The organism is Priestia sp. 53B2 (assembly GCF_056099005.1).
On sequence record NZ_JBLZXA010000008.1, the window covers coordinates 987,761 to 1,013,911 of the forward strand.

Annotated in this window: 26 protein-coding genes; 4 read left to right on the plus strand and 22 right to left on the minus strand. The window is 38.7% G+C overall.

Annotated features, from left to right (window positions below):
• Positions 1-12: 12 nt before the first annotated feature.
• The 7 genes from ACN6NE_RS08455 to dnaE form a co-directional block, all read right to left on the minus strand.
• Positions 13-405 carry an FxsA family protein gene (locus ACN6NE_RS08455; protein ID WP_025750656.1) on the minus strand — a complete coding sequence of 131 codons (393 nt, stop codon included), beginning with the start codon at positions 403-405 and terminating at the stop codon, positions 13-15.
• A gap of 79 nt (positions 406-484) precedes the next feature.
• Positions 485-2,245, minus strand: coding sequence for a pyruvate kinase (gene pyk / locus ACN6NE_RS08460; RefSeq protein ID WP_129705034.1), 1,761 nt, complete (start codon positions 2,243-2,245; stop codon positions 485-487).
• A gap of 479 nt (positions 2,246-2,724) precedes the next feature.
• Positions 2,725-3,702 (minus strand): acetyl-CoA carboxylase carboxyl transferase subunit alpha, encoded by a 978-nt coding sequence (gene accA / locus ACN6NE_RS08465; RefSeq protein ID WP_013059450.1) that lies wholly within the window; start codon positions 3,700-3,702, stop codon positions 2,725-2,727.
• Positions 3,696-4,577 (minus strand): acetyl-CoA carboxylase, carboxyltransferase subunit beta, encoded by an 882-nt coding sequence (gene accD / locus ACN6NE_RS08470; protein ID WP_013059451.1) that lies wholly within the window; start codon positions 4,575-4,577, stop codon positions 3,696-3,698. Before accD ends, accA begins: the two co-directional genes overlap by 7 nt.
• A 227-nt stretch (positions 4,578-4,804) precedes the next feature.
• Positions 4,805-5,407: a FadR/GntR family transcriptional regulator gene (locus ACN6NE_RS08475; protein WP_016765715.1), complete on the minus strand. Its 603-nt coding sequence runs from the start codon at positions 5,405-5,407 to the stop codon at positions 4,805-4,807.
• A gap of 79 nt (positions 5,408-5,486) precedes the next feature.
• A complete protein-coding gene (gene ystJ, locus ACN6NE_RS08480; RefSeq protein ID WP_013059453.1) occupies positions 5,487-6,716 on the minus strand; it encodes an NADP-dependent malic enzyme in 1,230 nt (409 codons plus the stop codon).
• 200 nt (positions 6,717-6,916) lie between these two features.
• A complete protein-coding gene (gene dnaE, locus ACN6NE_RS08485; protein WP_474325135.1) occupies positions 6,917-10,267 on the minus strand; it encodes a DNA polymerase III subunit alpha in 3,351 nt (1,116 codons plus the stop codon).
• Between the two features lie 141 nt (positions 10,268-10,408).
• Between dnaE and ytrH the strand changes: the two genes are divergently transcribed.
• Together ytrH and ytrI are read left to right on the plus strand one after the other, a co-directional pair.
• Positions 10,409-10,744: a sporulation membrane protein YtrH gene (gene ytrH, locus ACN6NE_RS08490; RefSeq protein ID WP_013059455.1), complete on the plus strand. Its 336-nt coding sequence runs from the start codon at positions 10,409-10,411 to the stop codon at positions 10,742-10,744.
• A complete protein-coding gene (gene ytrI / locus ACN6NE_RS08495; protein ID WP_057233227.1) occupies positions 10,741-11,259 on the plus strand; it encodes a sporulation membrane protein YtrI in 519 nt (172 codons plus the stop codon). The genes ytrH and ytrI overlap by 4 nt, the downstream gene beginning before the upstream one ends.
• A gap of 38 nt (positions 11,260-11,297) precedes the next feature.
• Here ytrI and ACN6NE_RS08500 read toward each other — a convergent pair whose 3' ends face one another.
• The gene (locus tag ACN6NE_RS08500; RefSeq protein WP_074893748.1) at positions 11,298-12,236 is read right to left on the minus strand and encodes a DHH family phosphoesterase; all 939 of its coding nucleotides are present in this window, start codon (positions 12,234-12,236) and stop codon (positions 11,298-11,300) included.
• A 251-nt stretch (positions 12,237-12,487) separates the two neighbouring features.
• Between ACN6NE_RS08500 and ACN6NE_RS08505 the strand changes: the two genes are divergently transcribed.
• Positions 12,488-12,784, plus strand: a complete 297-nt coding sequence (locus ACN6NE_RS08505) for a YtpI family protein (protein WP_474325137.1) — start codon at positions 12,488-12,490, stop codon at positions 12,782-12,784.
• Between the two features lie 26 nt (positions 12,785-12,810).
• Here ACN6NE_RS08505 and ACN6NE_RS08510 read toward each other — a convergent pair whose 3' ends face one another.
• The 8 genes from ACN6NE_RS08510 to ACN6NE_RS08545 form a co-directional block, all read right to left on the minus strand.
• Positions 12,811-14,127 carry a CBS domain-containing protein gene (locus ACN6NE_RS08510; protein ID WP_013059459.1) on the minus strand — a complete coding sequence of 439 codons (1,317 nt, stop codon included), beginning with the start codon at positions 14,125-14,127 and terminating at the stop codon, positions 12,811-12,813.
• Positions 14,128-14,208: 81 nt separating this feature from the next.
• Positions 14,209-14,445, minus strand: coding sequence for a hypothetical protein (locus ACN6NE_RS08515; protein WP_129705038.1), 237 nt, complete (start codon positions 14,443-14,445; stop codon positions 14,209-14,211).
• Positions 14,446-14,543: 98 nt separating this feature from the next.
• Positions 14,544-14,723, minus strand: coding sequence for a hypothetical protein (locus tag ACN6NE_RS08520; protein WP_474325139.1), 180 nt, complete (start codon positions 14,721-14,723; stop codon positions 14,544-14,546).
• Positions 14,724-14,857: 134 nt separating this feature from the next.
• Positions 14,858-15,535 carry a metal-dependent hydrolase gene (locus ACN6NE_RS08525; RefSeq protein WP_013059461.1) on the minus strand — a complete coding sequence of 226 codons (678 nt, stop codon included), beginning with the start codon at positions 15,533-15,535 and terminating at the stop codon, positions 14,858-14,860.
• Positions 15,536-15,648: 113 nt separating this feature from the next.
• A complete protein-coding gene (gene ald, locus ACN6NE_RS08530; protein WP_013059462.1) occupies positions 15,649-16,770 on the minus strand; it encodes an alanine dehydrogenase in 1,122 nt (373 codons plus the stop codon).
• A gap of 150 nt (positions 16,771-16,920) precedes the next feature.
• On the minus strand, positions 16,921-17,088 hold the full coding sequence (locus tag ACN6NE_RS08535) for a hypothetical protein (protein ID WP_013059463.1): 168 nt from the start codon (positions 17,086-17,088) through the stop codon (positions 16,921-16,923).
• 164 nt (positions 17,089-17,252) lie between these two features.
• Complete coding sequence (gene argH, locus ACN6NE_RS08540; RefSeq protein ID WP_474325141.1) at positions 17,253-18,641, minus strand: argininosuccinate lyase; 1,389 nt, start codon at positions 18,639-18,641, stop codon at positions 17,253-17,255.
• Positions 18,638-19,846, minus strand: coding sequence for an argininosuccinate synthase (locus ACN6NE_RS08545; protein ID WP_129705042.1), 1,209 nt, complete (start codon positions 19,844-19,846; stop codon positions 18,638-18,640). Before ACN6NE_RS08545 ends, argH begins: the two co-directional genes overlap by 4 nt.
• 312 nt (positions 19,847-20,158) lie before the next feature.
• On the opposite strand from ACN6NE_RS08545, the gene ACN6NE_RS08550 reads away from it, so the two are divergent.
• Positions 20,159-20,473, plus strand: coding sequence for a hypothetical protein (locus tag ACN6NE_RS08550; RefSeq protein WP_129705045.1), 315 nt, complete (start codon positions 20,159-20,161; stop codon positions 20,471-20,473).
• Positions 20,474-20,498: 25 nt separating this feature from the next.
• On the opposite strand, the gene ACN6NE_RS08555 is transcribed toward ACN6NE_RS08550, so the two are convergent.
• The 6 genes from ACN6NE_RS08555 to ACN6NE_RS08580 form a co-directional block, all read right to left on the minus strand.
• A complete protein-coding gene (locus tag ACN6NE_RS08555; protein WP_474325143.1) occupies positions 20,499-21,344 on the minus strand; it encodes an EcsC family protein in 846 nt (281 codons plus the stop codon).
• 228 nt (positions 21,345-21,572) lie between these two features.
• Positions 21,573-22,763, minus strand: a complete 1,191-nt coding sequence (locus tag ACN6NE_RS08560) for an acetate kinase (protein ID WP_013059468.1) — start codon at positions 22,761-22,763, stop codon at positions 21,573-21,575.
• A 196-nt stretch (positions 22,764-22,959) separates the two neighbouring features.
• Positions 22,960-23,952 (minus strand): class I SAM-dependent methyltransferase, encoded by a 993-nt coding sequence (locus tag ACN6NE_RS08565; RefSeq protein WP_129705047.1) that lies wholly within the window; start codon positions 23,950-23,952, stop codon positions 22,960-22,962.
• A gap of 147 nt (positions 23,953-24,099) precedes the next feature.
• The gene (gene tpx / locus ACN6NE_RS08570) at positions 24,100-24,594 is read right to left on the minus strand and encodes a thiol peroxidase (RefSeq protein ID WP_013059470.1); all 495 of its coding nucleotides are present in this window, start codon (positions 24,592-24,594) and stop codon (positions 24,100-24,102) included.
• A gap of 176 nt (positions 24,595-24,770) precedes the next feature.
• Entirely contained in the window at positions 24,771-25,238 is a 468-nt protein-coding gene (gene ytfJ / locus ACN6NE_RS08575) for a GerW family sporulation protein (protein ID WP_474325145.1), read from the minus strand.
• 13 nt (positions 25,239-25,251) lie between these two features.
• A complete protein-coding gene (locus ACN6NE_RS08580; protein WP_129705051.1) occupies positions 25,252-25,950 on the minus strand; it encodes a DUF2953 domain-containing protein in 699 nt (232 codons plus the stop codon).
• Positions 25,951-26,151: the final 201 nt, after the last annotated feature.

Here is a 26,151-nt window from a genome sequence, read left to right on the forward strand (position 1 = left end):
CACACTTTCTAGTTAACGAATAATCGTCATTCGATTACGTCCTTGAAAAAATCTTCTTAGCCACGTTAAAAGAAAAGGCTTAACGATTCTGCGTGTAAACGGCAGTAAAAAGATAAAGCCTACAACATCTGTCAAGAAGCCTGGAAACAGCAGAAACAGTCCGCCAAATAGTACACACATACCATCAAGGATTTCACCGCTTGGAACATGTCCCTGACTCATCTGACGCTGTGCCTTTTGAAAAAGAGATGTTCCTTGTTTTTTCGCTAGAAACGCACCAATAAAACTGGTAGCAATAATCAGTAAAAATGTTGACATTACACCAATGAGATGACTTGAATAAATCAAAATCATTACCTCAACAGCAGGTACAATAAGAAGGAGCGGAAGGAGCTTCCTCACCATCATCACCTCTTCGCTTATTGAATTGCCTAAACAAAAAGAGAAGGATTCCCCTTCTCTTTTTTCTATCATCTACGTGTTCTTACAGTACGCTTGCGTGTCCGTTGTATACGACACCACGTGAAGCATCAACTGTAATATCTTGATCTTCTGAGAATACGCTTGTTGCGTTTTCTACGCCTACAATGACAGGAATGCTTAAGTTTAACCCTACTACAGCTGCATGGCTTGTTAGACCGCCTTCTTCTGTAATAAGAGCTCCTGCTTTTTCGATTGCACTGATCATATCGCGATCTGTGCTGTTTGTAACAAGGATAGCACCTTCAGTCATTTTTGCATTTGCTTCTTCAGCAGTTTTAGCAATAACTACTTTACCAACTGCTGCTTTACGACCAATTCCTTGTCCTTTAGCAAGAACGTCACCTACAACTTGAACTTTCATTAAGTTCGTTGCACCTGATTCTCCAACTGGAACACCAGCTGTAATAACCACTAAGTCGCCGTGTGCTACAACGCCTGTTTTTACTGCGTCATTTACAGCGTGATCTAACATATCGTCAATTGTATTTACGCGCTCACCAACAACTGGTGTAACACCCCATACTAGAGACAGGCGACGTGCAACAGAATCGTTTGCTGCAACAGCTACGATTGGAGATTGCGGACGATATTTAGAAACGATTTTCGCTGTATAACCACTTTCTGTTGGCGCTACGATTGCACTAGCGTTTAAGTTAAGCGCTGTGTGTACAACAGATTGTCCAATTGCATCTGTAATAGATGGGCCAACTTGCTTGCTGCGCTGCTGTAAAATCTCAGAGTAGTTTAGAGCTTGCTCAGCACGAGAAGCGATTGAATGCATTGTTTGTACAGCTTCAACTGGGTAAGAACCTGCAGCTGTTTCACCAGATAACATAATTGCATCTGTACCATCAAAGATAGCATTGGCAACGTCACTTGCTTCCGCACGAGTCGGGCGCGGATTGCGTTGCATTGAATCAAGCATTTGTGTAGCTGTAATAACTGGTTTGCCAAGCGCATTACATTGTTTGATTAGATCTTTTTGTACTAATGGTACTTCTTCAGCAGGAATTTCTACTCCTAAGTCACCACGAGCAACCATTAAACCGTCTGAAACTTCAAGAATTTCTTTGATGTTATCTACGCCTTCTTGGTTTTCGATTTTTGAGATGATTTGAATGTGAGCTGCATTGTGTTTTTCTAATAGTTCACGAATTTCTAATACATCAGATGCGCGACGCACAAAAGAAGCAGCGATAAAATCAATGCCTTGTTCGATACCGAATACAATATCGTTTGCATCTTTTTCAGTGATACCAGGAAGGTTTACACTTACGTTTGGCACGTTTACACCTTTTTTATTTTTTAATGTACCAGGGTTAAGTACTTTTGTTTTGATTTCACCATCAGTTTTATTGACGTCTAGTACTTCAAGACCGATTAAACCGTCATCTAAAAGGATTTTTGATCCTACGTGTACGTCATCAATTAGACCTGGATATGTAATTGAGAATTTTTCAGTTGTTCCCACTACTTCTGTCATAGAAACAATGATTTCAGAGCCTTCTTCTAACTCAATTGCACCATTTTCCATTGTGTTTGTACGAATTTCAGGTCCTTTTGTATCAAGTAAGATACCTACTGTTTTACCTGTTTGTTTCGCAGCTTCACGAATGTTAACAATACGTGCACCGTGCTCTTCAAAGTCACCGTGAGAGAAGTTTAGACGACAAACGTTTAAGCCTGAGTTAATTAGTTCAACTAATTTTTCTACACTTTCACTCGCTGGTCCAATAGTACATACAATTTTAGTTTTACGCATTCAAATTTCCTCCTATATATTTACTATTCACTCTTTAGATAGGGCAAATAGCTATTTCTTTTACTAACCTTGTACTAGCAGGCTATGAACAAATATTTTTTTGCCCTGACTTGTTCACCTTGCTTTACGTGTAACTTATGAAATACCTACGTAGCGCTGAATCAAATAGCAAACAAATACACAGCACTTTAACGATGAATTTCTTCATCGTTTGCTTCTTGTTTTACTATTCCCTGCAATTCATACAGCAATACTTGCTGCCTGATTTGTCTTATATATCTCACGTTTTGGAGAAAAGACAAACGCTCGCACAGCTGCTAATAACCATAGGATTTTTTTAAAAAACACTCTTTTTCTACTTTTACTTAAAGGTTTTTGCTGTCTATAAAATACCACGAAGAACTTGTAAACACAATAGAGAAGGGCTATACAAACCGCACAAAAACGCGCACCCTTATTTTTCAAGAGTGCACGTTTCTTTATTTTATAGTAATGGCATCGTTTTCAGCTGCAAATTGTCCGATTTTTTTGTATTTTAAATAACGCTCTTCCACTAGCTCTTCTTTTGATAAATTCATCAGCTCTTTTAATGATTTCTTGATAATGCCCTCCATGTATCCAGCTTGTGCATCGATATCTCGGTGAGCTCCGCCTTTTACCTCGGAAACCATTTCATCTACAATACCCAGTTCTTTCAAATCTGGTGCTGTAATCTTCATCGTTTCAGCAGCTTTTTTCGCAAGAGAAGAATCTTTCCAAAGAATGGCTGCCGCTCCTTCTGGAGAAATAACTGAATACGTCGAGTTCTCAAGCATATGAAGGTGATTTCCTAAACCTAATGCCAAGGCTCCCCCGCTTCCTCCTTCTCCAATTACAATGCAAATAACAGGTACAGTTAAGCCAGCCATTTCGAAAAGGTTTTTCGCAATAGCTTCGCTTTGTCCGCGCTCTTCTGCCGCTTTTCCTGGATAAGCTCCTTTTGTATCAATAAAGCAAATAATTGGGCGGTTAAATTTCTCCGCTTGCTTCATTAGACGCAGTGCTTTACGGTAGCCTTCAGGATGAGGCATACCAAAATTACGGCGAATATTTTCTTTCGTATCTTTACCTCTCTGATGTCCAATCACGGTAACAGGCACGCCATTAAACTTGGCAATTCCTCCTACGATTGCTTCATCATCTCCATAAAAGCGATCTCCATGACACTCTAAAAAGTTTGTAAACAAGCGAGAAATATAATCGAGTGTTGTAGGACGCTCAGGATGACGAGCAATTTGAACACGGTTCCATGGGCTTAGATGATTGTAAATATCGTTTTCTACTTTTTCTAAGCGATTTTCTAACTTATCAATTTCGCTAGATAAATCCACTTCTGTATTTTTAGCAAACTCTTTAAGCTCTGCAATCTTGTTTCGCAACTCAACAATTGGACGTTCAAATTCTAATTCGCTTACCACTCGATGTCACCTCCTGCTACGTGTATATCTAAAATAGTTGTTAATGTTTCTTTTAAATCATGACGGTCAATAACTCCGTCTAGCTGACCATGCTTCAACAGAAATTCCGACGTCTGAAAATCTTCTGGAAGCTCTTCTCTAATTGTTTGTTCAATAATACGTCTTCCAGCAAAGCCAATTAACGCGCCCGGCTCGGCTAAATTATAATCACCTAACGAAGCAAAGCTTGCTGACACGCCTCCTGTAGTAGGATGTGTCATAATCGAAATGATTAAGCCGCCTTCATCACTGAACATTTTAAGAGCTGCGCTAGTTTTAGCCATTTGCATCAAGCTCAGAACACCTTCTTGCATACGTGCACCGCCTGAAGCTGTGAAAATAAGGAATGGAACATGCATTTCCTTCGCTTTTTCAATGGCGCGAGTAATTTTCTCGCCGACTACAGAGCCCATGCTTCCCATACGGAAGTGTGAATCCATAACAGCAACTACTACTTTAATTCCTTCAATATCTCCTTCACCCGTAACAATCGCTTCACTTAAATTAGTTTTCTCACGATCTTTTTCGAGCTTTTCAAGATAATCAGGGAACCCAAGAGGATTTTCTGACGTCATATCTTTGTCGTATTCAACAAACGTTCCGCTGTCGATTAAACTTTCGATACGCTCTGGTGCTGTCATTTGATGATGATATCCACAGTTTAAACATACTTTTAAGTTTTTATTTAACTCTTTCGTATACATTATTTTTTTACATTTTTTACACTTGGTCATAATTCCTTCAGGTACATCTTGTCTCATATGCTCAGAAGGAATCGTAGCATATTTTCGTTTTTTTGGAGTTTTTGTGTTTTTTGTAAATAAATCTCGTAACAAGGTGTAACCTCCTTTTGGTTCTTTTCTTTATCATAAGAACCTTTATTCTTCCTCTTCTTCTACTATTTACAAGTTGTGAAAATCCGCCTCAAATACAAATCAAGTGACGGATAGACAAAAATTGGACGAATTGTTCGCTTCACTTTATTAGTTGCTATTTACTTTACTAGATGACTGTTTGATTTTGTGTAGAAAGATGGCATGTCTCTTTCGACAAATTCCTTCTTTCACACTTGTTTGTAGCACTGATGGTGAAGATTTAATACAGCTGCTTCATCTTTTTTAGCTAACGCCTCTACTAATTCACTTATCAGAATGTCGCTTGGCGCTGAGTTTTGTTGGAAAGTTTGAGAAAAACGGCAAATAATCAGCCAGATTCGGTGTAATAGCCGATTAGGCTGCAAAGAAAACAAATAGTCAAACAAGTTCTTCAAACAATCGTCATTCTGCTTTTGAATTGCTTTCGAAACATTGATTTCGTCCTGTTCCGCTAAAACAAAATACAAACAGCTCTTTTCAAGAATATATCTCGTCTGAATTAAATCTGATTTTGTTTTACCGTCTTGTACTAAAAAAGTAGCTAATAAATCAATAAATTGATGATCTCCTACTTCTTTAATAAACGTACCTTCACCTCTTCTAGTCTCAATCAGCCCAATTAGCTCTAACGCTCTGAGCGCTTCTCGAACGGAAGAACGTCCTGCGCCTAACCGTTCAGAAAGCTCTCGTTCTGACGGGATTTTATCCCCCGTAGTTAAACGATCGTCTTCCATTAGCTGGCGAATTTGTTTTAGAATTTCTACATATACTTTTGAACGTTCATTCTTCAAGTTTACTACCACTCACTTTACATTACTTTAACAGGCATGCTTGAAGCATCATGCCTGTCAAAGAACAGTTGATGTAACCTTATTCAATAATCGCTAAGCGACGTGTGTTTTCAGCTACGGCTTCTGGCTTTACCTTTATTCGGGCAACGCCTGTTTCCATAGCTGCTTTTGCAACAGCGGCGGCTACTGCCGGAGCTACTCGTGCATCAAATGGACCTGGAATCACATAGTCTGTATTCAAGTCCTCTTCCGTAATTAAATTAGCAATGGCCTCAACTGCAGCCATTTTCATTTTTTCATTAATATGAGTAGCACGTACATCTAGTGCACCTCGGAATATCCCCGGAAACGCTAAGACATTGTTCACTTGATTAGGAAAATCAGAACGTCCGGTGCCGATTACTTTCGCGCCAGCTTTTTTAGCTTCTTCTGGCATAATTTCAGGCACCGGATTTGCCATTGCAAAAATGATTGGGTCTGGATTCATCTTTCCAATCATCTCCGGTGTGAGTGCTCCTTCAACCGAAACTCCAATAAATACGTCAGCTTCTTCTAACGCATCAGCTAACGTACCTTCTACTTTGCTTCGATTTGTATAGGCTGCAACTTCATCTTTTATACGGTTCATGCCGTGAGGACGCTTGTCATAAATCGTTCCTTTGGAATCACACATAATGATATCGCGCACTCCATAGCTGTATAATAATTTAATAATAGCAATGCCAGCAGCTCCTGCTCCATTCGCTACCACTTTGATTTGTGACATTTTTCTTCCTGTCAGCTTCAGGGCATTAAGAAGGCCCGCTACCGTAACAATAGCCGTTCCATGCTGATCATCATGAAAAACCGGGATATTTGTTTCCTTTTTCAACCGCTCTTCAATTTCAAAACAGTTAGGAGCCGCAATATCTTCTAAATTAACGCCTCCAAAAGTAGGTTCTAGCAATTTAACAGTTTCTATAATTTTGTCCACATCTGTCGTGTTTAAACAAATTGGGAATGCATCTACGCCGGCAAAACTTTTAAAAAGGACAGCTTTCCCTTCCATTACTGGCAGAGCAGCTTCAGGACCTATATTGCCCAAGCCCAATACGGCAGTGCCATCAGATACAACAGCTACCATATTTCCTTTCATCGTATATTCATATACATTGTTTACATCATCATATATTTCTTTGCAAGGTTCTGCTACACCAGGGGAATAAGCAAGGCTTAAATCCTCTGCGTTTCGAACAGGAATTTTGGACTTTGATTCTAGTTTACCTTTGTTAATGCGGTGCATATGCAATGCTTCTTCACGTAAAGACAATGAATTTCACTCCCAATAAACAAAATGATAACAAATACTGCGCCTGAACCATGTTCTTTCCCACACTCATATGATGTTATAAATCCAATTGCATTTCATTTCAAGAAAAAAGCATCTAATTCGTATATTTCATAAAAAACGGTGGTCAGACCACTTTTTTAACTATTTTACCATATAACATCACATGAAATCTGTAAAGACTATATCTTCTTGAACACAACGTGCTTCTCTCCTAGCATTGCTTTTAAAGTTTTTATTAACTCGTCGCTTCGTTCAATAGAATAGTGAACGGGAAGCTTGACCAATTGACGTTCTGCCTCATAATAAATTTTTACGGGGATTTTCCCTCTATGAGACTGAAAGTGCTGGTAAATAGTATGAAGCAGCTTTTCTGTACCTTGCTTTGTTTCTATACGTAAGTATAATTCTTCTGACGGTAGTTTTTGAACCGCCTCGCTAGCAGCTTCAGCACGTTGACAAACAATTTGCTGCTGCCCATTTCTTTCATCTATCTTTCCTTGTATCAGTAAAACCTTACCTTGTTCAAACAGCAGACGATTCTGCTCAAATACGCGGGGAAACGCAACAACTTCTCCTTCTCCACTTTCATCCGTGATGCGTAAAAAGGCCATTTGCTCTCCTTTTTTCGTTCGAATGACGCGAATTTCCAACACAAATACTAAAAGAGAGACCGCTTTTCCTGAAGCGTATTCTTTCATATCATGAAGAGAAACAACAGAATAAAAGGAATTCAGTGCTTCATACTGAGAAGCAGGGTGGCTTGATAAATAAAAACCTAGCATATCTTTTTCATACTGAAGCCGATCTTCTATTTTCAGTTCCTCTTTTTCCATATATTTAGGCTTTAACGAAAATTCATCTCCAAATCCAAAGTCATCATCTGGGAGTACCAAGCTTGCATGTTCAAACGCTACATCAATCGTTGCTAATAAAGTAGCTCGATTTTCTCCAAACTCATCAAAGCCTCCAGACAGAATCAAAGCTTCAAGTGCCTTTTTATTTACGGCTTTTTGTGAAACACGGGCACAAAAATCAAATAAGTCTTCAAATCTTTTTTTCTTTCGCTCTTCTGTTATTTCCTGCATAGCTGCTGCACCAATATGTTTGATCGCTGCAAGGCTATACCTTATACTTTCACCTTCTACGTTAAACGAATACATGCTCTTGTTAATAGAGGGTGGGAGAACTTGTATTTTTTTTCTTTTTAGTTCATTAATATATTGAGCAATTTTCCCTTCGTTTCCAATAACGCTCGTTAGTAAAGCTGAAAAGAACTGTAGCGGGTAATGTGCTTTCAAATAAGCTAACTGATAGGCTACCATACTGTAAGCAACAGCATGACTTCGGTTGAAGCCATAATCAGCAAAACGCACAATAAGGTCATACACTCGATTAGCAACGGATAGGTCATATCCTTTCTTCTTGCTTCCTTGGATAAAATGAGCTCGTTCACGATCCAGCACTGCCCGTTCTTTTTTACTAACTGCTCTTCTCAACAAATCTGCTTCTCCAAGAGAAAAACCGGCCATTTTTGAAGCAATCTGCATAATTTGCTCTTGATACACGATAACGCCGTGCGTGGATTGTAAAATGTCTTTAAGCGTAGGATGATCATATATTACCTTCTCCACTCCATGCTTGCGCTTAATATAGGTTGGAATATTTTCCATCGGACCAGGTCTATACAGCGCGTTAACTGCTACAATATCTTCTAGCTCTGTAGGTTTTAATTGCTGAAGCACTCTTCTCATTCCATCTGACTCTAGCTGAAAAATACCGGTCGTATCCCCTTTACTCAGCAGTTCAAAAGTTTTCTGATCGTTAAACGGTATATGAGACAGTGACAGCTTTTGATTCATGTCCCGCTCAATTTTCTTTAAAATATGATCTAAAATGGTTAAGTTGCGCAAACCTAAAAAGTCCATTTTCAAAAGCCCAACTTCTTGCAGAGCTTCCATTGGATATTGAGTCAGATATACATCATCATGTCCTTCTTGTACAGCTACAGATTGCGTCAGCGGCTTCTCACTAATCACAACGCCTGCTGCATGCGTAGAAGTATGCCTTGGCAGTCCTTCTATCTTCATGGCAATGTTGTACCATTGTTTTCTGGCTTCATTTTCAGATAAATAGTCTTGAAGAACTCTTGAATCACGAAGAGCGCTTTTCAACGTTGTACCTGGTTTAGTTGGAATTGCTTTGGACATTTTGTTTAGCGCTTCTTGATCAAATCCCATCACTCTCCCTACATCACGTACGGCTGCTTTAGCTGCTAGTGTTCCAAATGTAATGATTTGAGCTACATGCAGCCCTCCATATTTTTGAGCCACATACTGAATGACTTGATCTCGTTTGTTATCAGGAAAATCAATATCAATATCAGGCATCGAAATACGTTCAGGGTTTAAAAAGCGCTCAAATAAAAGCTGATGCTGAATTGGATCAACATTTGTAATTCGCAAGGCGTATGAGACCAGTGAGCCTGCCGCTGAACCCCGGCCTGGGCCCGTTAAAATACCGTGTTCATGAGCATAATTCATAAAATCCCATACGATAAGAAAGTAATCACTAAAGCGCATATTTTCAATAATGTTCAGCTCATAATCCAAGCGTTCCTCGTATTGTTCCGTGATCACTTGAACTCTTTCTTGCAATCCTTTTTCGCAGAGAGTGCGCAAGTAGGCTGATGATGTAACAGACGGGGGAACAGGATATTTTGGAATGGACATTACGCCTAGAGAAATTTCGAGCTCGCATCGTCTTGCGATTTTTATACTTTCTTCTATTAAAAAATGCTGGTCATGAAAGAGATCTTCCATTTCATCAGGTGATTTGAAATAGTACTCGCTGCTCTTACTTTTTACCTCTTCATCGCTATGTAATTTCTCTCCGTCTCGAATAGCTGCTAAACACTCATACGCATCCTGATCTTCTTTTTTTAAATATTTCACTTGATTCGTCGCAACAAGCGGGATATTTTCTTCAGCAGCAAGTTCCGTTAACTGCTGATTTATAAAAGCTTCATCCTGTCCGTGGCGCTGTATCGATATATACAAAGACTGCGAATATACTTTTTTAAAGAATTGAAGGACTCGCTTGGCATCTTGAAGTTTGTTTTCTGCTAGCAGGGTTTCAATCTCTCCAGTTACACCGGGTGTAATAGCAATCAACCCGCCGCTGTAATGATGGAGCCATTTTTTATTTACACCGTGTTTTTCCTTGGTTTGAACTAAACTGCTTAGTTTTAATAGATTTTCATATCCCTTATCATTTTCCGCTAACAAAACTAAAGGGTACGCTCGCTCGCTTTCTTCATGTTCTAGGATTGATAATGTGAGCCCAATAATTGGCTTGATTCCCGCTTTCACGCAGGCTTTATAAAAAGGAATGACTCCGTACATCACGTTTTCATCAGTCAAAGCAATCGCTTCATAGTTCATTTTCTTAGCTGTTTCTACAAGTTCATGAATACGAACGGAACTGCTTAGTAAGCTATAAGAACTTTGAAGCTGCAAGTGAACAAAAGGCACAGGACTTCCCACCTTTCTTTAATTCTTTATTCTTATTATAAATTTTGTTGCCGGCGTAGACAAATTACATAACTCTGAGCGTTTGTCCATATATATGTAGGAAGCGTGATTCATTGATAAACTAGTAAAGGAGGACACGTCATGACAAAAGAGCCTTTTATGTCTCTTTTCATTTGGAGTTACTTCACTTCATTAGGTATTATTTTAGGCGGTTCATTAATTGGAGCATTTGCGGGGTTTTTAATTGGAAAATCTCCTTTATATGTCATGCATACCCTCAGCAATAGTTTGAAAATCTGGGCAATTGTCGGAGCAATTGGAGGAACATTTGATACGTTTTACAGCTTTGAGCGAGGACTCTTTGAAGGAGCCACAAAAGATGTATTCAAACAAATCCTTTTAATTCTATCCGCTATGGGAGGAGCTCAGACCGGGGCTCTTATCATCAAGTGGTTAACTCAGGAGCATTTTGTATGAGGGTACCCAGCGAGCGAATGTTCAAGCGCTCCGACTGGCAGCGTTTTTTTGCCGGTATAGTCATTGGAGCAATTGTTAGCTGGGGGGTGTTTTTAACGATTTATGGCGTTTCAAGAGATAGAGAGCTAGAAGAAGTTCGAATTGCTAATGATAAGCTAGAAAAAGCAAATTTGCAAATTAGCGCATGGCAAGAAGATGTAAAAGCATTAAACAAGGAAATGAAGCAGCATTTAATTATTCAGAATGTGAAAGTGAAATTAGTAAACGGCAATCGTTATAAAGTAAACTCTGTGGTTGAATACAATATTCAAAAAAGCGTGGACGAAGAAGCACAGCACTTAATTGCCCAAGATATTGAAAGTGCGTATCGAAGCAGGGATATCTTAAAAAAAGCAATTGAAAATAAAAAATACGAATTCGATAAAACGATTTATGAAGTTGAAGTTCATCAAATTTATTTTTATACAACGCTTTCGATTGAAGTTCGAATTAAAAAGATGGAAAAAGTACTATAAAAAGCCGCTGATTTAAAATCAACGGCTTATTTTACAGATTACTCCTGACTGCAGAGCTCTTCTAAATCAAGTAGTAAAGGCTCTACTTCTTCCCATGAATAAATGGAAGCGCCGGACGCAAGAGGATGGCCTCCTCCGTTGTATTTTCTAGCAATTGTATTAATGACAAGCTCTTTTGAACGAAGGCGAACACGAATTTGATTTTCTTCCTCCACAAAAAACACCCACGTTTTTACTCCATCAATTTGCCCTAACGAACCGACTAGCTGAGAGGCATCAGCTGGTGTCACATCATATTTTCGAAGAATTTCATTTGGAATTTTCATATGAGCAACTCCTGCTGGAGACATCGTAAAGTTTTGCAGCACATATCCGTGTAAGTGAGCGACGTTTTCTTTTGTTTTGTATAACTGATCATATACATCTTTAAAATTGAAACCATATTGAATCAATTCACTTGCATAGCAAAACGTTTTCGGCTTTGTATTTGGAAATAAAAATCGACCCGTATCTCCGACGATACCGCTGAAGATCAGCTTTGCTCCTTCATCATTCAGAGATAATCCCTTTTCTTTTCCTTCCAAGTAAAATTCATAAATCATTTCGCTTGTCGAAGAAGCAGACGTCTCAACCCAAAGCAAATCACCGTAAGGAGTTTGGTTTGGATGGTGATCAATTTTAATGACCATTTTTCCATTTACGTAGCGCTGATCTGATACTCGTGCTTCATTAGCCGTATCACACACGATAACAAGCGCATCCTCGTAGGTGTCATCAGCGATGTCATCCATCCGGTATAAAAATTTTAATGACTCCGCTTCTTCTCCCGTTACGTATACCTTCTTCTCTGGAAAAGATGTTTTTAACAATTCCGCTAATCCGCACTGAGATCCGTATGCATCTGGATCTGGACGAATGTGCCGGTGAATAATGATGGTGTCAAACTGCTTAATAGCTTCTAATATTTGTGCTTTCATTTTCTCTCTCCTGTCAATACTGTTCTTGTTTTATGTACGCACCACATGCACTTACATTTCCACAGCGCTGTATCCATATTATTTATTAAATCATATCTCTTCTCTTTTTTAAAAGAAGAATCAATCAATAGTAGAATTTTCTGTCATCGACCTGTAAAATAATAGATACTACTGTAAACACTTTCAACACTACGCATTACTAACATCTAGAAACATTACGGATAGAAATACACCGGACTGGAGGGGCGTCTGTGCCATTTTTTATGATTTTAATCGTTGTGTCCTTTGTTTTCTATATGTATTTAAAAGTAAAATACGTACGTTCGAAACGCCCAATGGAACGAAAGTGGATTTCCGCTAAGTCGAGTATTTGTCTTGGCTCTTTTGTATTATTTTTTGGAATCCATCAATGGTTTATTTACGAAACAAGCCTTTCGCTTATCATCGGCATACTATTTGTATTATTCGGTTCAGGCAGCATATTAGCAGGTATCAAAGCTTACAAGTACTATCAGCCTTATGCAATAAAAGAAGCTGATCAAATGTAAAAGAAGCTGCAGAGCAGCTTCTTTTTTTATACTCTTTCCAATAACTGAGCCATCATCATCGCTTTCCCTACTACAACCCCGGCATTGTAGACTTCTACATCTAATTTAGCAAACTTCCGACCAAGTTCTAATAGCTTAGGACGAATTTCAATTACGCTTTCAATTTGAACTGGCTTAATAAAATAAACGGTGATGTTTTCAATAACCAAATCACCTTTTTTATATAAGCGAAGAACACGATTGGCGGCTTCCGTTACAATAGTAGTGAAAACTCCGTATGAAATAGTCCCCATATAATTCGTCATTTGCGGCGTTACTTCACAGCGATACACCGGTGCTTCTTTTGTCTCTTGTACATCCATGAATTGATTGGTTACAATGTCGTCAATGGTTTCTCCTACCTGCGGTTGACGCTGAATCATTTGCAGCGCCTTTAAAACATCTTGACGGCTGATAATGCCCTCTAGCCGGTGGTAATCATCCACTACAGGCAGCACTTCAATCCCTTCCCATACCATCATATGCGCAGAAGAAGCGACCGATGTTTTCCCGTGAACCGTCATCGGATTTTTCGTCATTACTTTTTCAATTGAAGTAGAAAGGTCATATCCAATAACATCTTTTGAGGTGACCATACCGTGAACTTTCATATGCTGATCCACTACAGGAAAACGACTGTGGTGAGTCTTATCGTTACATTCATGCCATTTTTCAATCGTATCGGTTAACTGCAAGCTAACCGCTTCAGAGATAGGTGTTAAAATATCCTCTACAAGCACAATTTCTTTTTTTATCAGCTGATCATAAATAGCACGATTAATCATCGTTGCAACTGTAAACGTATCATAGCTCGTTGAAATAATAGGAAGCTTAAGATCATCCGCAAGCTTCTTAACCCATTCTTCCGTATCAAAGCCGCCCGTAATTAACACGGCTGCTCCTGCTTCAAGAGCTAATTCATGAGCGTTTACTCGATTCCCTACGATAAGAAGGTTTCCGGCCTCGGTATATCTCATCATAGCATCAAGCTTCATCGCTCCAATAACAAACTTGTTTAACGTTTTATGCAAACCTTCACGTCCGCCCAGCACTTGTCCATCCACGATGTTTACTACTTCAGCAAACGTGAGCTTTTCAATGTTTTCTTTCTTCTTTCGTTCAATTCGAATGGTCCCAACTCGTTCAATCGTTGAAACATATCCTTTATTTTCCGCGTCTTTTATTGCTCGGTACGCCGTGCCTTCACTGACATTCAGTTCTTTGGCAATTTGGCGCACTGAAATTTTTTCACCAATTGGAAGCGAATCGATATACTGTAAAATTTGCTCATGTTTTGTCGCCACGTGTACTTCACCCTTCTAAAACGTTTTTACGTTTCATATGTCTTTTCTTTTATTATACGGGGGAAGTGAAATGGATTCAATCTAACCTCTTTTAGGCAAAGGCTTTCTCGCACTATTTTTTTGAATACCTGCCTTCTTGCGGCGCGGTGCATAAAGTAGTGATGACAAATTGCCTCCGGCTACAAAAAGAGCAAAGGTAAGCCAGCTTATACTAAAAACCCCTTGCAAACTCGAAGTTGTTAACACTAAGTGCGGCATTGCATAGTAAAGCATCACTCCGCATAATAAAAGCGATAAAATAACTCGATTTTTTTCCATAGCTCTCCCTCCTTATTATTACTATCGTATGCAGGGAAGTAAAAAAAGCAGAACGTTTCTTTACAAATAAAAAGAGATTAAGACATAACTGCATCGATTCAATCTAAAGACGAACAAATGTGAGACATGAGCTGAACCGCTTGTGGCACCGCAGTTGATTTCCGTGCAAGACTTTGCTTTCCGCGGGCGGCCGGTGAGCCTCTTCGTCGCTTGCACTCCTGTGGGGTCTCACCTATTCCGCTTTTCCCGCAGGAGTCTTCGTCTTGCCCTCCAATCAACAGCTAGAAGCCGCTGCATATATGAAACCTACGTTCACCATAACAATAAAAAAAGAACGAGTGATCGATATTATCGATCACTCGTTCTTTTTTAACTCTAACTGAAATCGTTTTGTCCCAGCCTCTATTTATGATTAAAGATCCAATCCTTCTCCAACTTTTAATACTTTTCCTTCAATGCCAGATAAAGACTCAATAAATTGATGAGGATCTTGCTTAATTACAGGAAATGTATTGTAGTGAATTGGCACAACAAGCTTTGCCTGCACCCACTCCGCCGCGATAGCCGCATCTTCAGGTCCCATTGTAAAGTTATCTCCAATTGGAAGAAATGCTACGTCAGGCTCATGGCGACCAATTAACTTTAAATCAGAAAATAAAGCCGTATCTCCAGCATGATAAATTGTCTTTCCTTCAATCGTTAAAAGCAAACCAGCCGGCATTCCTGTATAAATAATTTTCTCATTATTTTCTGTATAACTTGAACCGTGGAAAGCTTGTGTCAATTTCACCGTGCCAAAATCAAATGTATAGGCTCCGCCTATGCTCATTGGATGTACGTTTAAGCCTTGCCAGCTAAGATATGTAGCTAATTCTGCTACTGCCACAACAAGTGCACCGCTGCGCTTAGCAATTTCCACCGTGTCGCCTACATGATCATTATGGCCATGAGTCAGTAAAATCACATCTGCTTTTACATCTTCAGCATTTAAATCTGTTAATTCGTTTCCAGTGATAAACGGGTCAATTAAAATTGTTTTTCCTTTTGTTTCAATTTTAACAATAGAATGTCCATGATAAGAAACGTGCATCATATATTCTCTCCTTTTACACTAACCTTTTCTATATTCTACCCGTCTGTTTTGGTTACAAAACAAGTGAATACGCGGCTATCATATCACAAACTGCGCAAAAACATGCCTTATTATGCTTGCTCTAATAAAGTTGTTGCATCAGCGTAAGTGAGACCGTGTGCATCTGCTACAGCCGCGTAAGTGACAAACCCGTTTAGGGTGTTGATGCCTTGAAGAAGGGAAGGGTTTTTTAAGCACGCTTTTTTATATCCCTGACTTGCTATTTGCAGAGCATAAGGCACCGTTACGTTGGTCAGTGCTAAGGTCGACGTGCGGGGAACAGCTCCTGGCATATTAGCAACAGCATAATGCAAGACCTCATGCTTCGAATAAGTCGGGTTATCGTGAGTGGTAATGCGATCAGTTGTTTCAAAAATCCCCCCTTGATCAATAGCAATATCAACTACAACGGACCCTTTTGACATCGTTTGAACCATTTCCTCGGTGACAAGCTTTGGTGCTTTAGCTCCCGGTATGAGAACCGCTCCTATCACTAAATCTGACTCTTTTACAGATTGTGCGATATTGTAGTGATTTGACATTAATGTCGTCACTTCTTTACCAAATAAATCATCAAGCTGGCGAAGGCGATCAGCGTTTAAATCAATTATTGTAACATCAGCCCCTAATCCGACCGCAATTTTAGCAGCGTTGGTACCTGCTACTCCTCCTCCAATAATTGTTACTTTTCCTCTTTGCACGCCTGGAACTCCACTTAATAAAATCCCTTTGCCACCTTTTGTTTTCTCCAAAAATTGAGCTCCAATCTGAGAAGACATTCTTCCTGCTACTTCGCTCATCGGCGTTAACAGAGGCAAGCTTTTGTTTGGAAGCTGTACAGTTTCATAAGCGATGCCTACCACCTTTTTATCAATCAACGCTTTCGTTAATGCTTCTTCAGCTGCCAAATGTAAATACGTAAACAAAATAAGTCCTTCACGAAAATATCCGTATTCTTCTGAAATCGGTTCTTTTACTTTCATAACCATTTCAGCATCCCATGCTTCTTTTGCAGTATTTACGATAGAAGCTCCTGCATTTGTGTAATCTTCATCATGGAATCCAGAGCCTTCTCCTGCCTGTGTTTCAATATATACATCATGCCCACCGTTAACTAAAGCTGTAACACCGGCTGGAGTAATAGCCACGCGATTTTCATTGTTTTTTACTTCTTTCGGCACTCCAATTTTCATCTTTATCCCTCTTTTCTTATATCAGTGATTAACTGAAAAAAGAACGCCACACCAAATCCTTTAGAAAACCGGATTTACTATGACGTTACCTTTCGATAGAGCTCAGCATAATCCTGCTTTTCTTAGTCTATATACAGTATATGCATCTAGTTATTCATATAGTTCGTTATCACTCTGTGCTTCTGGATTTTCAACTACAGAAGCCATAGCATCGCCAATGACGCCGCTTGAATAAGAATCCATTAGCTGTCTTGATGTCTCTTTTTCTCCTTCAAAATCGTATTCATATACATGCTGCGGATGTTTTTTGTCTTTCATATTTCACTTCTCCTTTTTTACTCTATTTTCTTTACGAATGTGAACTTTACTTCATAATCCCTTACATGATCTTTTCTATTTTCTTCTTAAATGCTCTAGTTATACCATTTATCTCACATCAAAAAACGCCCGCAGATTTTTCTGCGGACGTTTTGATAACTTTTTTATATCGATGTTTTTTCGTGCAATTCATCTTTAGCTAGCTGGATTGCTTTTTTTACTTGTTCAAACCCTGTTCCTCCCGCGCTATTGCGGCGATTAACAGCTGTTTTTGGACTTAATACATGATAGATGTCTTCCTCGAATAAATCTGACGCTTCCTTATATTGCTCAAGCGGCAAATCCATTAGGTAGATATTTTTCTGAATACAAACGAGAACCAGTTTCCCAACCACTTCATGTGCTTCACGAAACGGCATGCCTTTTGAAGCAAGATAGTCAGCTAACTCCGTTGCATTTGAAAAATCTTGTTTCGTAGCTTTTTCCATAACATTTGTTTTTACTGTCATTGTTTCGATCATGCCAGCAAAAATGGTCAAACATCCTTCAATCGTTGTAACCGTATCGAACATGCCTTCTTTATCTTCTTGCAAGTCTTTGTTGTATGTTAAAGGCGTGCCTTTTAACACAGTCAATAAGCTAAATAAATGACCATATACTCGTCCTGTTTTGCCACGAATTAACTCCGCCATATCAGGATTTTTCTTTTGAGGCATAATACTGCTGCCCGTTGCGTACGTATCATCCATTTCAATAAATTGAAATTCTTGACTAGACCATAAAATTAACTCTTCACAAAAACGAGATAAATGCATCATTAAAATAGAACTGTTGCTTAAAAACTCTAAAATAAAGTCACGATCGCTGACAGCATCCATACTATTTTGATAAATCCCATTAAAGCCTAGAAGCTCCGCGCTATAGTGACGATCAATTGGGAATGTTGTACCAGCTAAAGCTCCCGCTCCTAAAGGAGATAAATCAATACGCTTCAGCGATTCCGCATAACGTTCAGTATCGCGCTTGAACATTGAAACATAAGCCATTAAATGATGAGCAAAAGAAACCGGCTGTGCGCGCTGCAAATGTGTGTAGCCTGGAAAAATGGTTTCAACATGCTGATCTGCTTTTGTAAGCAATACATCTTCTAGATTTTCAATCAGCCCTACAATCTGCTGAACATGCTTTTTTAAATATAAGTGCATATCTGTAGCAACTTGATCATTACGGCTTCGACCCGTATGAAGCTTTCCGCCAACCGGACCAATTTCATCAATTAATAACTTTTCTAAATTCAAATGAATATCTTCATATTGAGCAGAAAATGTTAATTCTTTCTTCTTAGCTTTTTCAAGCAGTGTTTGAAGGCCTTTTTTAATTTGTGACGCTTCATCTCCAGAAAGAATACTGCATTTCTCAAGCATTGTTACATGTGCTAAACTGCCTTCAATATCTTCTTCTACAAGATGCTGATCAAATGAAATCGACGCACCGAACTCGTCAATCCATTGTTCAGGGCGTTTCGTAAAACGCCCTCCCCAAAGTTTGGTCATACCGTTGTCACCTTCTTTTGATTTACCATGCTGCTCACTTGTGTTGGAAGTCCCCATAATGTGATGAAACCAACTGCTGCATTGTGATCAAATTCATCTTCTTTTGTATATGTTGCAAGTTTTTCATTGTATAAAGAATTAGGAGATTTACGTCCCTCTACGATAGCATGCCCTTTAAATAGTTTTACTCTCACTGTTCCGTTCACATATTGCTGCGTATCTTTTAAGAATGCAAGCAGTGAATTTGTTAATGGAGAGAACCATAAACCTTCATAGATAACTTCTGTTAATTTTTTCTCAATCACTGGTTTGAAGTGCGCTACTTCTTTCACTAATGTTAAATCTTCAAGCTCTTTGTGTGCTTTAATTAATGTCATAGCAGCTGGACACTCATATACTTCACGTGATTTAATTCCTACAAGACGGTTTTCTACATGATCAATACGTCCGACTCCGTGCTTACCTGCAATTTCGTTCAATTCTAGAATTAACTGAGCTAGCGTGTAAGATTGGCCGTTTAATGATACTGGAACACCTTCAACGAATTCAATTTCTACTACATCCGCGGTGTCCGGAGTGTTTTCAAGAGAAGCCGTTAGGTCATATGCTTCTTCAGGTGGAGCTGCCCAAGGATCTTCAAGAACGCCACACTCGTTACTTCTTCCCCACAAATTTTGGTCAATTGAAAATGGGCTGTCTAAGTTAATTGGAATTGGAATATTCTTTTCTTTTGCATACTCGATTTCTTCTTCACGAGACCATTTCCAGTCACGAACAGGAGCTAAAACTTCTAAGTGTGGATTTAATGCTTTAATTGATACTTCGAAACGCACTTGGTCATTTCCTTTTCCCGTACATCCATGTGCGACAGCTACTGCATTTTCTTGTTCTGCTACTTCTACAAGCTTTTTAGCGATTAGCGGTCTAGATAGTGCAGATACTAATGGATATTTCCCTTCATATAATGCGTGTGCTTGAAGTGCTGCTAACGCAAATGTATTGGCATATTCTTCTTTTGCATCAATCACATATGATGATACCGCTCCAACTGTTAAGGCTTTTTCTTTAACGAATTTTAAATCTTTTCCTTCGCCTACATCTAAACAGCAAGCTACCACATCGTACCCTTTTTCCTGTAACCATTTAATTGCAACTGACGTATCTAAACCTCCGGAATATGCTAAAACAACTTTTGGATTACTCATTATCTATTCCTCCTACAAATTATATATATTAATACAACCGTTTTAATTTTTATTCATTTAATCTACTATTACTTTAACAACTTTTTAATCTATTTTCAATAGTTATTCAAAAAAAAGTATATAAATTCACATTTATTTTAATTTAATAGGGTAAAATCTCTTAAAATACTGTAAAAATAGACATGAATGAATATTTCTTTCTTAAATACTGTGTATATTTATATGCATAAATCAAGTATAAATGATTTATTTTTCACTTACAGTAGCTCTGGCTTTTGTCATTGTATAAAATGGAAGGGAAGAGGTGAAAAAATGGAGCGCTTTTTTACTTATGACAACAGACTCGGTATAAAAATTCCTGCTCTTGAAAGAGAATGGAAATTCTATTCTGAAAAAGTTCAGCAGGATATCCTCCTAACATGGGAATCCATTCGGGGGCAGATTCCAGACAAAATTCAATCTTTAGAAAAAAGTATTAATCAAAAACAAGCGGCGTTAGAAGATGAGACTAATTTTATCCGCTCCTGTGAATTAAATAGCGAGATAGGAGAACTTGCTTCTATTATTAATGATTTGTGGATTTGGTATCGAACAAATGAGGAAATATCAAAAAAAGTTCACGGATAGACAAAAAAACGAGTCTCATGAAAAATTAATGAGACTCGTTTTTCTTATCCAGCAAATAGCGGTATTGGTAAAAGCGCTTTGCATAATCTGTCACTTGTTTGGCCATTCGATAATTCATCCCTCCGCCAACCATCATACTCACAATTGGCAAACGATTATAAACTTTTCGCTTCGCAGCGAATATAGCTAGCGTTTTCCCGATTTGCACAACGATTTTTTGCAGCCACGTTTTATCTACAATTTGATCAACACCTTCATAAAAATACGGGTCAAATTCTTGGCTTAACTCACTCTTTAATTGATGCCACCCCTCAGCCTGAAGATGTCTAGGTAACGTTGCTGCATGGAAAACTTTTAGTGTTAGCATAAGCTCTGAAGGAGTCTGGATATGATAGCCGTAGCTCATTGCTGCCTGTTGCACCGCTTGAATATTCATGCATAAAACAGCAGGTATATCCATACCGACTAGCAGCGATTGTCCGGTTCCTGAAAGTGCTCCCTGACTCAGCGCATACAATCGAAGCTTGGCCATTTGCTGTTCGCATATATAAGAAAGCTGATCTACTTGAAGGGAATTCATTTCTGACAGATCTGTGATATCCTCTTTGAATACACGGGCGGTTTCAATAATTCGTTTTGTCGCTTGAGTTTGCATTTCCGTACCTTGAATTAATGCAGTTAACTGAAAGAGTCCCTCATCAATTTTATGTAAATAGGTCTCACGAACAGAAGCTGGAATTAAGTTAAGCCCTTTTTCTAACCACTCTTCGTACAATAACTCCATCTCAGTTGCTTCTACACTCTGTAAGCTCTCTTCCCATTTATAGATTTCTTCTAAAAGCTGTTCTTCGCGATTCGTTAGTATCATCATGTCACCCTTTCAAGAAATAAGTAGTTTTATTTTTATTATAACAAATAATGCATCCGTTACATTTTGCTTCCTATATTATTTCTTTCTTCTATACGTTGTAAACCTTCTTTCAACCGTAAGCTACTTACGCTATATAAAAAAGCTGATTTCCTAACAAGGAAATCAGCTTTTCGTTAGTTTGCCTGACAATTTATGAGAATTCATGCATTGAAGAGGCACTTTATGAACTTAAATATTCGCTAAACGAGTAACGTCACGTGCAATCATAACTTCTTCGTCTGTAGGAATAACCATAACTTTAACTGGAGAATGAGGGTAGCTAATAAATGCTTCTTCTCCTTGTACACTATTTAAAGCTGGATCCCAATAAACGCCCATGAACTCTAAACCGCGAAGAACGCGAGCACGTACAACATCACTGTTTTCTCCAATACCTGCTGTAAAGATGATTGCATCTACACCAGACATACGAGCAGCATAAGAACCGATATATTTATGAATACGGCTAGCAAACACTTCAAGTGCTGTTTCAGCGCGTTCATTGCCTTCAGCGCTTGCTTTGATTAGATCGCGTAGGTCACTAGAAATACCAGATACACCTAAAAGACCACTTTCTTTATTTAATACATTTAATACTTCGTCAGCAGTTTTTCCTGTTTTCTCCATAATAAATGGAATTAATGCAGGGTCAATGTTACCTGAACGAGTTCCCATTGCTACACCAGCTAATGGTGTGAAGCCCATTGATGTATCAATTGACTTGCCGCCTTCAATTGCAGCGATACTTGCACCGTTACCTAAGTGACAAGAAATCAAGCGCAATTGTTCGATTGGACGGCCAAGAAGCTCAGCTGCACGCTCAGAAACATATTTATGAGATGTGCCGTGGAAACCGTATTTACGAACGCCATACTTTTCATAGTACTCGTACGGTAAGCTGTACAAGAATGATTTTTCTGGCATTGTTTGATGGAATGCTGTATCGAAGACTGCTACAGCTGGAACATTTGGAAGAATATCTTGGAACGCTTTAATTCCCACAATGTTTGCTGGGTTGTGAAGCGGTGCTAAATCAGATAAAGCTTCAATTTCGGCTAGTGTTTCATCTGTGATTAAAACAGAATCAGCAAATTTCTCTCCGCCGTGTACTACACGGTGACCTACACCAGTGATTTCATCGTATGATTGAATGATGTTTTGAGAAAGTAACTTTTCAACTAAAATTTTAACTGCAACAGCATGGTCAGGGATTTCTGTAATATCCGTTTGTTTTTCACCATTTACCGAGATCGTGAAAACAGCGTTATCTAAACCAATTCGTTCTACTAAACCTTTTGTTAATACCGTCTCACTTGGCATTTCAAATAATTGAAACTTAAGTGAAGAACTGCCGGCGTTGATTGCCATGATTTTTGACATAAAAAAACAGCTCCTTCTTTATTATACGTGCATCATAAACATAACGAACAGAACATAAAAGTGTAATCTCTACAATATTCTATGCATTTCGACACGATTTCTATCCTTATTCATTTAATCATTCACGACAATAGATTTCAAGAGCTATACATCAAGAAAACGCTACCGGAAAATATTCATTATTTTCGAAAAAGACTTACTTTTTATTAACGCTGAACCATTGGTCCATTTGAGCCATAATATCACTCATTGCTTCTCGATTACTGAACTTCGGCAAATTCACAAGCAGCGCTTGATCAGGCGCTGTTACCCCTTCTCCCTGCTTTTGAAGAATGATAATACTCTTAGCAGCCTGCTCTTGTTTGAACATTGAAAGCGGCAGCTGAACGATTCCTTGAACGATTGCTTCCTCTTTTAGCAGCGGCTGCAATAAATGAGACTGTTCAGACTCGAACAAGTTATTTGGAATAAGGGCCACTACGTATCCTCCCTCTTTTACATGACGCAAGCTTTGTTCAATAAATAAGTGATGAGCATAGGTGTGACCTTCTTCAGCTCTTACTTTATAATCTTTTGCCCCTTCGTCGTTTGGATAATAACCAACCGGCAGGTCACAGACAACTAAATCAACAGGATCAATAAAAAGCGGCTGTAAGCTGTCTTGATTGAATAATTGAACGCCGTGCTTCTGTAAATTTGCATTTACATATGTCAATTGAAGTAATAAATCATCCACGTCTACACCGTATACGTGTTCAATTGACGCAGCGTGTGTATTTAAAATTGTTGTTAATAAGTTCCCTGCTCCTACTGCTGGATCTAAAAGCGTATATTTATCTTTTCCTGCCATGAACTTTCCAACTAAGTAGCTGACAAATAGTCCTACAGCATCAGGCGTCATTTGATGGTTAGGCTGAACTGCTTCTTTCATGCCTTTTAAAATAGCCAGCTGATACGCTTTTCGAATAGTTTCTTTTTCAAAATGATCAAGCGTGATTGAATCGTACTCTTTTTTTAAACGTTTTTTAGTTACCTCATCTAGCTCTTCTTGTAAAATAGTTCCTTGAAACAAATTTTCTCCCGTTTCAGCTACTGCTTCTAAATATACGCAGTTTAGTTCTTTTCTTAAAATAATAGCTGTTTGATCAATTACACCAAATAGCTTTTCCATACTAGCTAACTGACTCATATTCTGCCTCCTGTGTAATGAAATAATATCTATATAAATGAGTAAACGTCCTATTTGGAACATCATATTTTATCATAAAAACTTCTTAAAACACAAAGAAGGCGAAAAACATTGTTTTCCGCCTTCTGCCGAACGCCACTGACAATCTTACTTAGCTGTTTTAGCTGCTTCGATTGCTGCTTCATAGTTCGGATGCTCAGTTACTTCTGGTAAGTACTCAACATACGTTACGTTGTCATTTGAGTCTACTACAAAGATTGAACGAGCTAATAAGCGTAATTCTTGAATAGCTACACCATATGCTTCTCCGAAAGATAAGTCGCGGTGGTCAGATAAAGTTTGAACATTATCAATGCCATTAGCACCACACCAGCGCTTTTGAGCAAACGGTAAATCTACGCTTACTGTTAATACTTTTACGTTATCTAATTTAGCTGCTTCTTCGTTGAAGCGGCGAGTTTGCGCATCACAAACTCCAGTATCAATAGAAGGAACTACACTGATTAGGCGAACAGAACCCTTTGTGCTGTCAAGCGTTACTTCTGATAAATCATTTGCTAAAACAGTAAAGTTTGGAGCCTTGTCTCCAACCTTTACTTGATTTCCTAATAATGTTACATCGTTACCTTTAAATTTAGTCACGAATAATTCCTCCTTTAAATAAGTATGTACACTGTTCATATTAGCTTGTCTGTCTCTATATTGCAATTAAATGACATACAAAACATGGCACTCCAAGCTAGAAAACAAACCAAACAAAATAAGCTTTGCTTGCTTCTTTTACTATTCAAAGAAGCAAGCAAAGCTTTGTTTTATACCTACAAATTAAAATCGTTTGCACTATCATGATGCTGATTTTGTTGATTATGATGATCCTGCTGATGATTGTTTCGTTTAAACATTTGCTGCACGCGTTCAATTGCTTGAGGTGCTGTATCTAAAATCTTTTCATATAAATGTGTACTTTCGTTAAGGTGAAGCATTTTAATTCCGCTTCCACTCACAATTAAAAAGGCAATTGGCGTAATTGATACACCGCCACCGCTACCTCCGCCAAATGGATGACTCGATTCTTGCTGATGCTGTCCCGGAGAAGATGATGCATGCCCTTCTACTCCAAACTCGCTTCCGCCCGCTGCAAAACCAAAACCTACTTTTGAGACAGTTAAAATAACACTGCCATCAGGTGTTTCTACAGGATCACCAATGATTGTATTAACATCAATCATTTCCTTTAAATTTTCCATAGCTGTCGACATTAAACTTTTAATTGGATGTTCTGCCATTAAGATAACCTCCTTATGTTTTCACAGAGTGTGTCTTGTTCTTATTTGACGACTTCCATCTTTTGCGACGCTTTTTGGACGTATGCCGCCAGTATCTCAAGGTCCGTAAACCTACTAGAATAGCTTGACCAACTCGAAAAGAAATTATGCACTCAAATACCGTTTCTGACCAAAGATGTTGAAATACAGGAGTAACGCTCATGACAGGCATATCTTTTAATTTCATATACCGGCTGATTATACCAACTATGCTCCCCTTTGCAGACCATACAGCCCCGGTAAATACGCCTGTTAACGCAGAGTCACCTAAGCCGAAACGGCTGTGCCATCTAATATCACTTACCGTCACTTTCTGTAAGAAACGACGAAAAATTTTATGAAAACCGACTACCTGTTCAAGGAATTGCTTCGCATTTTCTAACATGCTTAGCCCGTCTTCTACAGAATAATCACTCCATGAATTCTCATCTTCTTTTCCTTGATCACCCATTCCTTTCTTCTTTTCAACAAGCAAACGAGGAGAATCTTTTTTCACTTTCACTACCGGAATTTCATATGTATAGCGAATAAGACCAAACCAAGCCCTGAGTCTCACTCTGTAATAATCGTTATCTCGGACATGGTGAAGATCTACAAATAGCGTGATTTTTGTCCATACAATAAGTACAATAACAATTAAAAGTGCTAGCAATATCCATAAAAGCCATAGCACATCCTTCACTCCTTCTTAGCTTCACATTATCTCCAAAACACAGAATATTAAACCTTATGGAAACAATAAAAAGAGGTTGAGACATAACGAAATGAATCCAATCTCAAGACGAACAAATGGGATACATGAGCTGAACCGCTTGTGACACCGCAGTTGATTTCCGTGCAAGACTTCACTTTCCGCGGGCGGTTGCTGAGCCTC

Excerpts from the sequence above, each read along its gene's own strand:
- ACN6NE_RS08455 (WP_025750656.1), bottom strand. The coding sequence starts at position 405 with ATGGTGAGGAAGCTCCTTCCGCTCCTTCTTATTGTACCTGCTGTTGAG.
- pyk (WP_129705034.1), bottom strand. The coding sequence starts at position 2,245 with ATGCGTAAAACTAAAATTGTATGTACTATTGGACCAGCGAGTGAAAGT.
- ytrH (WP_013059455.1), top strand. The coding sequence starts at position 10,409 with ATGACAAAAGAGCCTTTTATGTCTCTTTTCATTTGGAGTTACTTCACT.
- ytrI (WP_057233227.1), top strand. The coding sequence starts at position 10,741 with ATGAGGGTACCCAGCGAGCGAATGTTCAAGCGCTCCGACTGGCAGCGT.
- ACN6NE_RS08500 (WP_074893748.1), bottom strand. The coding sequence starts at position 12,236 with ATGAAAGCACAAATATTAGAAGCTATTAAGCAGTTTGACACCATCATT.
- ACN6NE_RS08515 (WP_129705038.1), bottom strand. The coding sequence starts at position 14,445 with ATGGAAAAAAATCGAGTTATTTTATCGCTTTTATTATGCGGAGTGATG.
- ACN6NE_RS08525 (WP_013059461.1), bottom strand. The coding sequence starts at position 15,535 with ATGCACGTTTCTTATCATGGACATTCTATTGTTAAAATTGAAACAAAA.
- ald (WP_013059462.1), bottom strand. The coding sequence starts at position 16,770 with ATGAAAATTGGAGTGCCGAAAGAAGTAAAAAACAATGAAAATCGCGTG.
- ACN6NE_RS08535 (WP_013059463.1), bottom strand. The coding sequence starts at position 17,088 with ATGAAAGACAAAAAACATCCGCAGCATGTATATGAATACGATTTTGAA.
- argH (WP_474325141.1), bottom strand. The coding sequence starts at position 18,641 with ATGACCAAACTTTGGGGAGGGCGTTTTACGAAACGCCCTGAACAATGG.
- ACN6NE_RS08545 (WP_129705042.1), bottom strand. The coding sequence starts at position 19,846 with ATGAGTAATCCAAAAGTTGTTTTAGCATATTCCGGAGGTTTAGATACG.
- ACN6NE_RS08550 (WP_129705045.1), top strand. The coding sequence starts at position 20,159 with ATGGAGCGCTTTTTTACTTATGACAACAGACTCGGTATAAAAATTCCT.
- ACN6NE_RS08555 (WP_474325143.1), bottom strand. The coding sequence starts at position 21,344 with ATGATGATACTAACGAATCGCGAAGAACAGCTTTTAGAAGAAATCTAT.
- ACN6NE_RS08560 (WP_013059468.1), bottom strand. The coding sequence starts at position 22,763 with ATGTCAAAAATCATGGCAATCAACGCCGGCAGTTCTTCACTTAAGTTT.
- ACN6NE_RS08565 (WP_129705047.1), bottom strand. The coding sequence starts at position 23,952 with ATGAGTCAGTTAGCTAGTATGGAAAAGCTATTTGGTGTAATTGATCAA.
- ytfJ (WP_474325145.1), bottom strand. The coding sequence starts at position 25,238 with ATGGCAGAACATCCAATTAAAAGTTTAATGTCGACAGCTATGGAAAAT.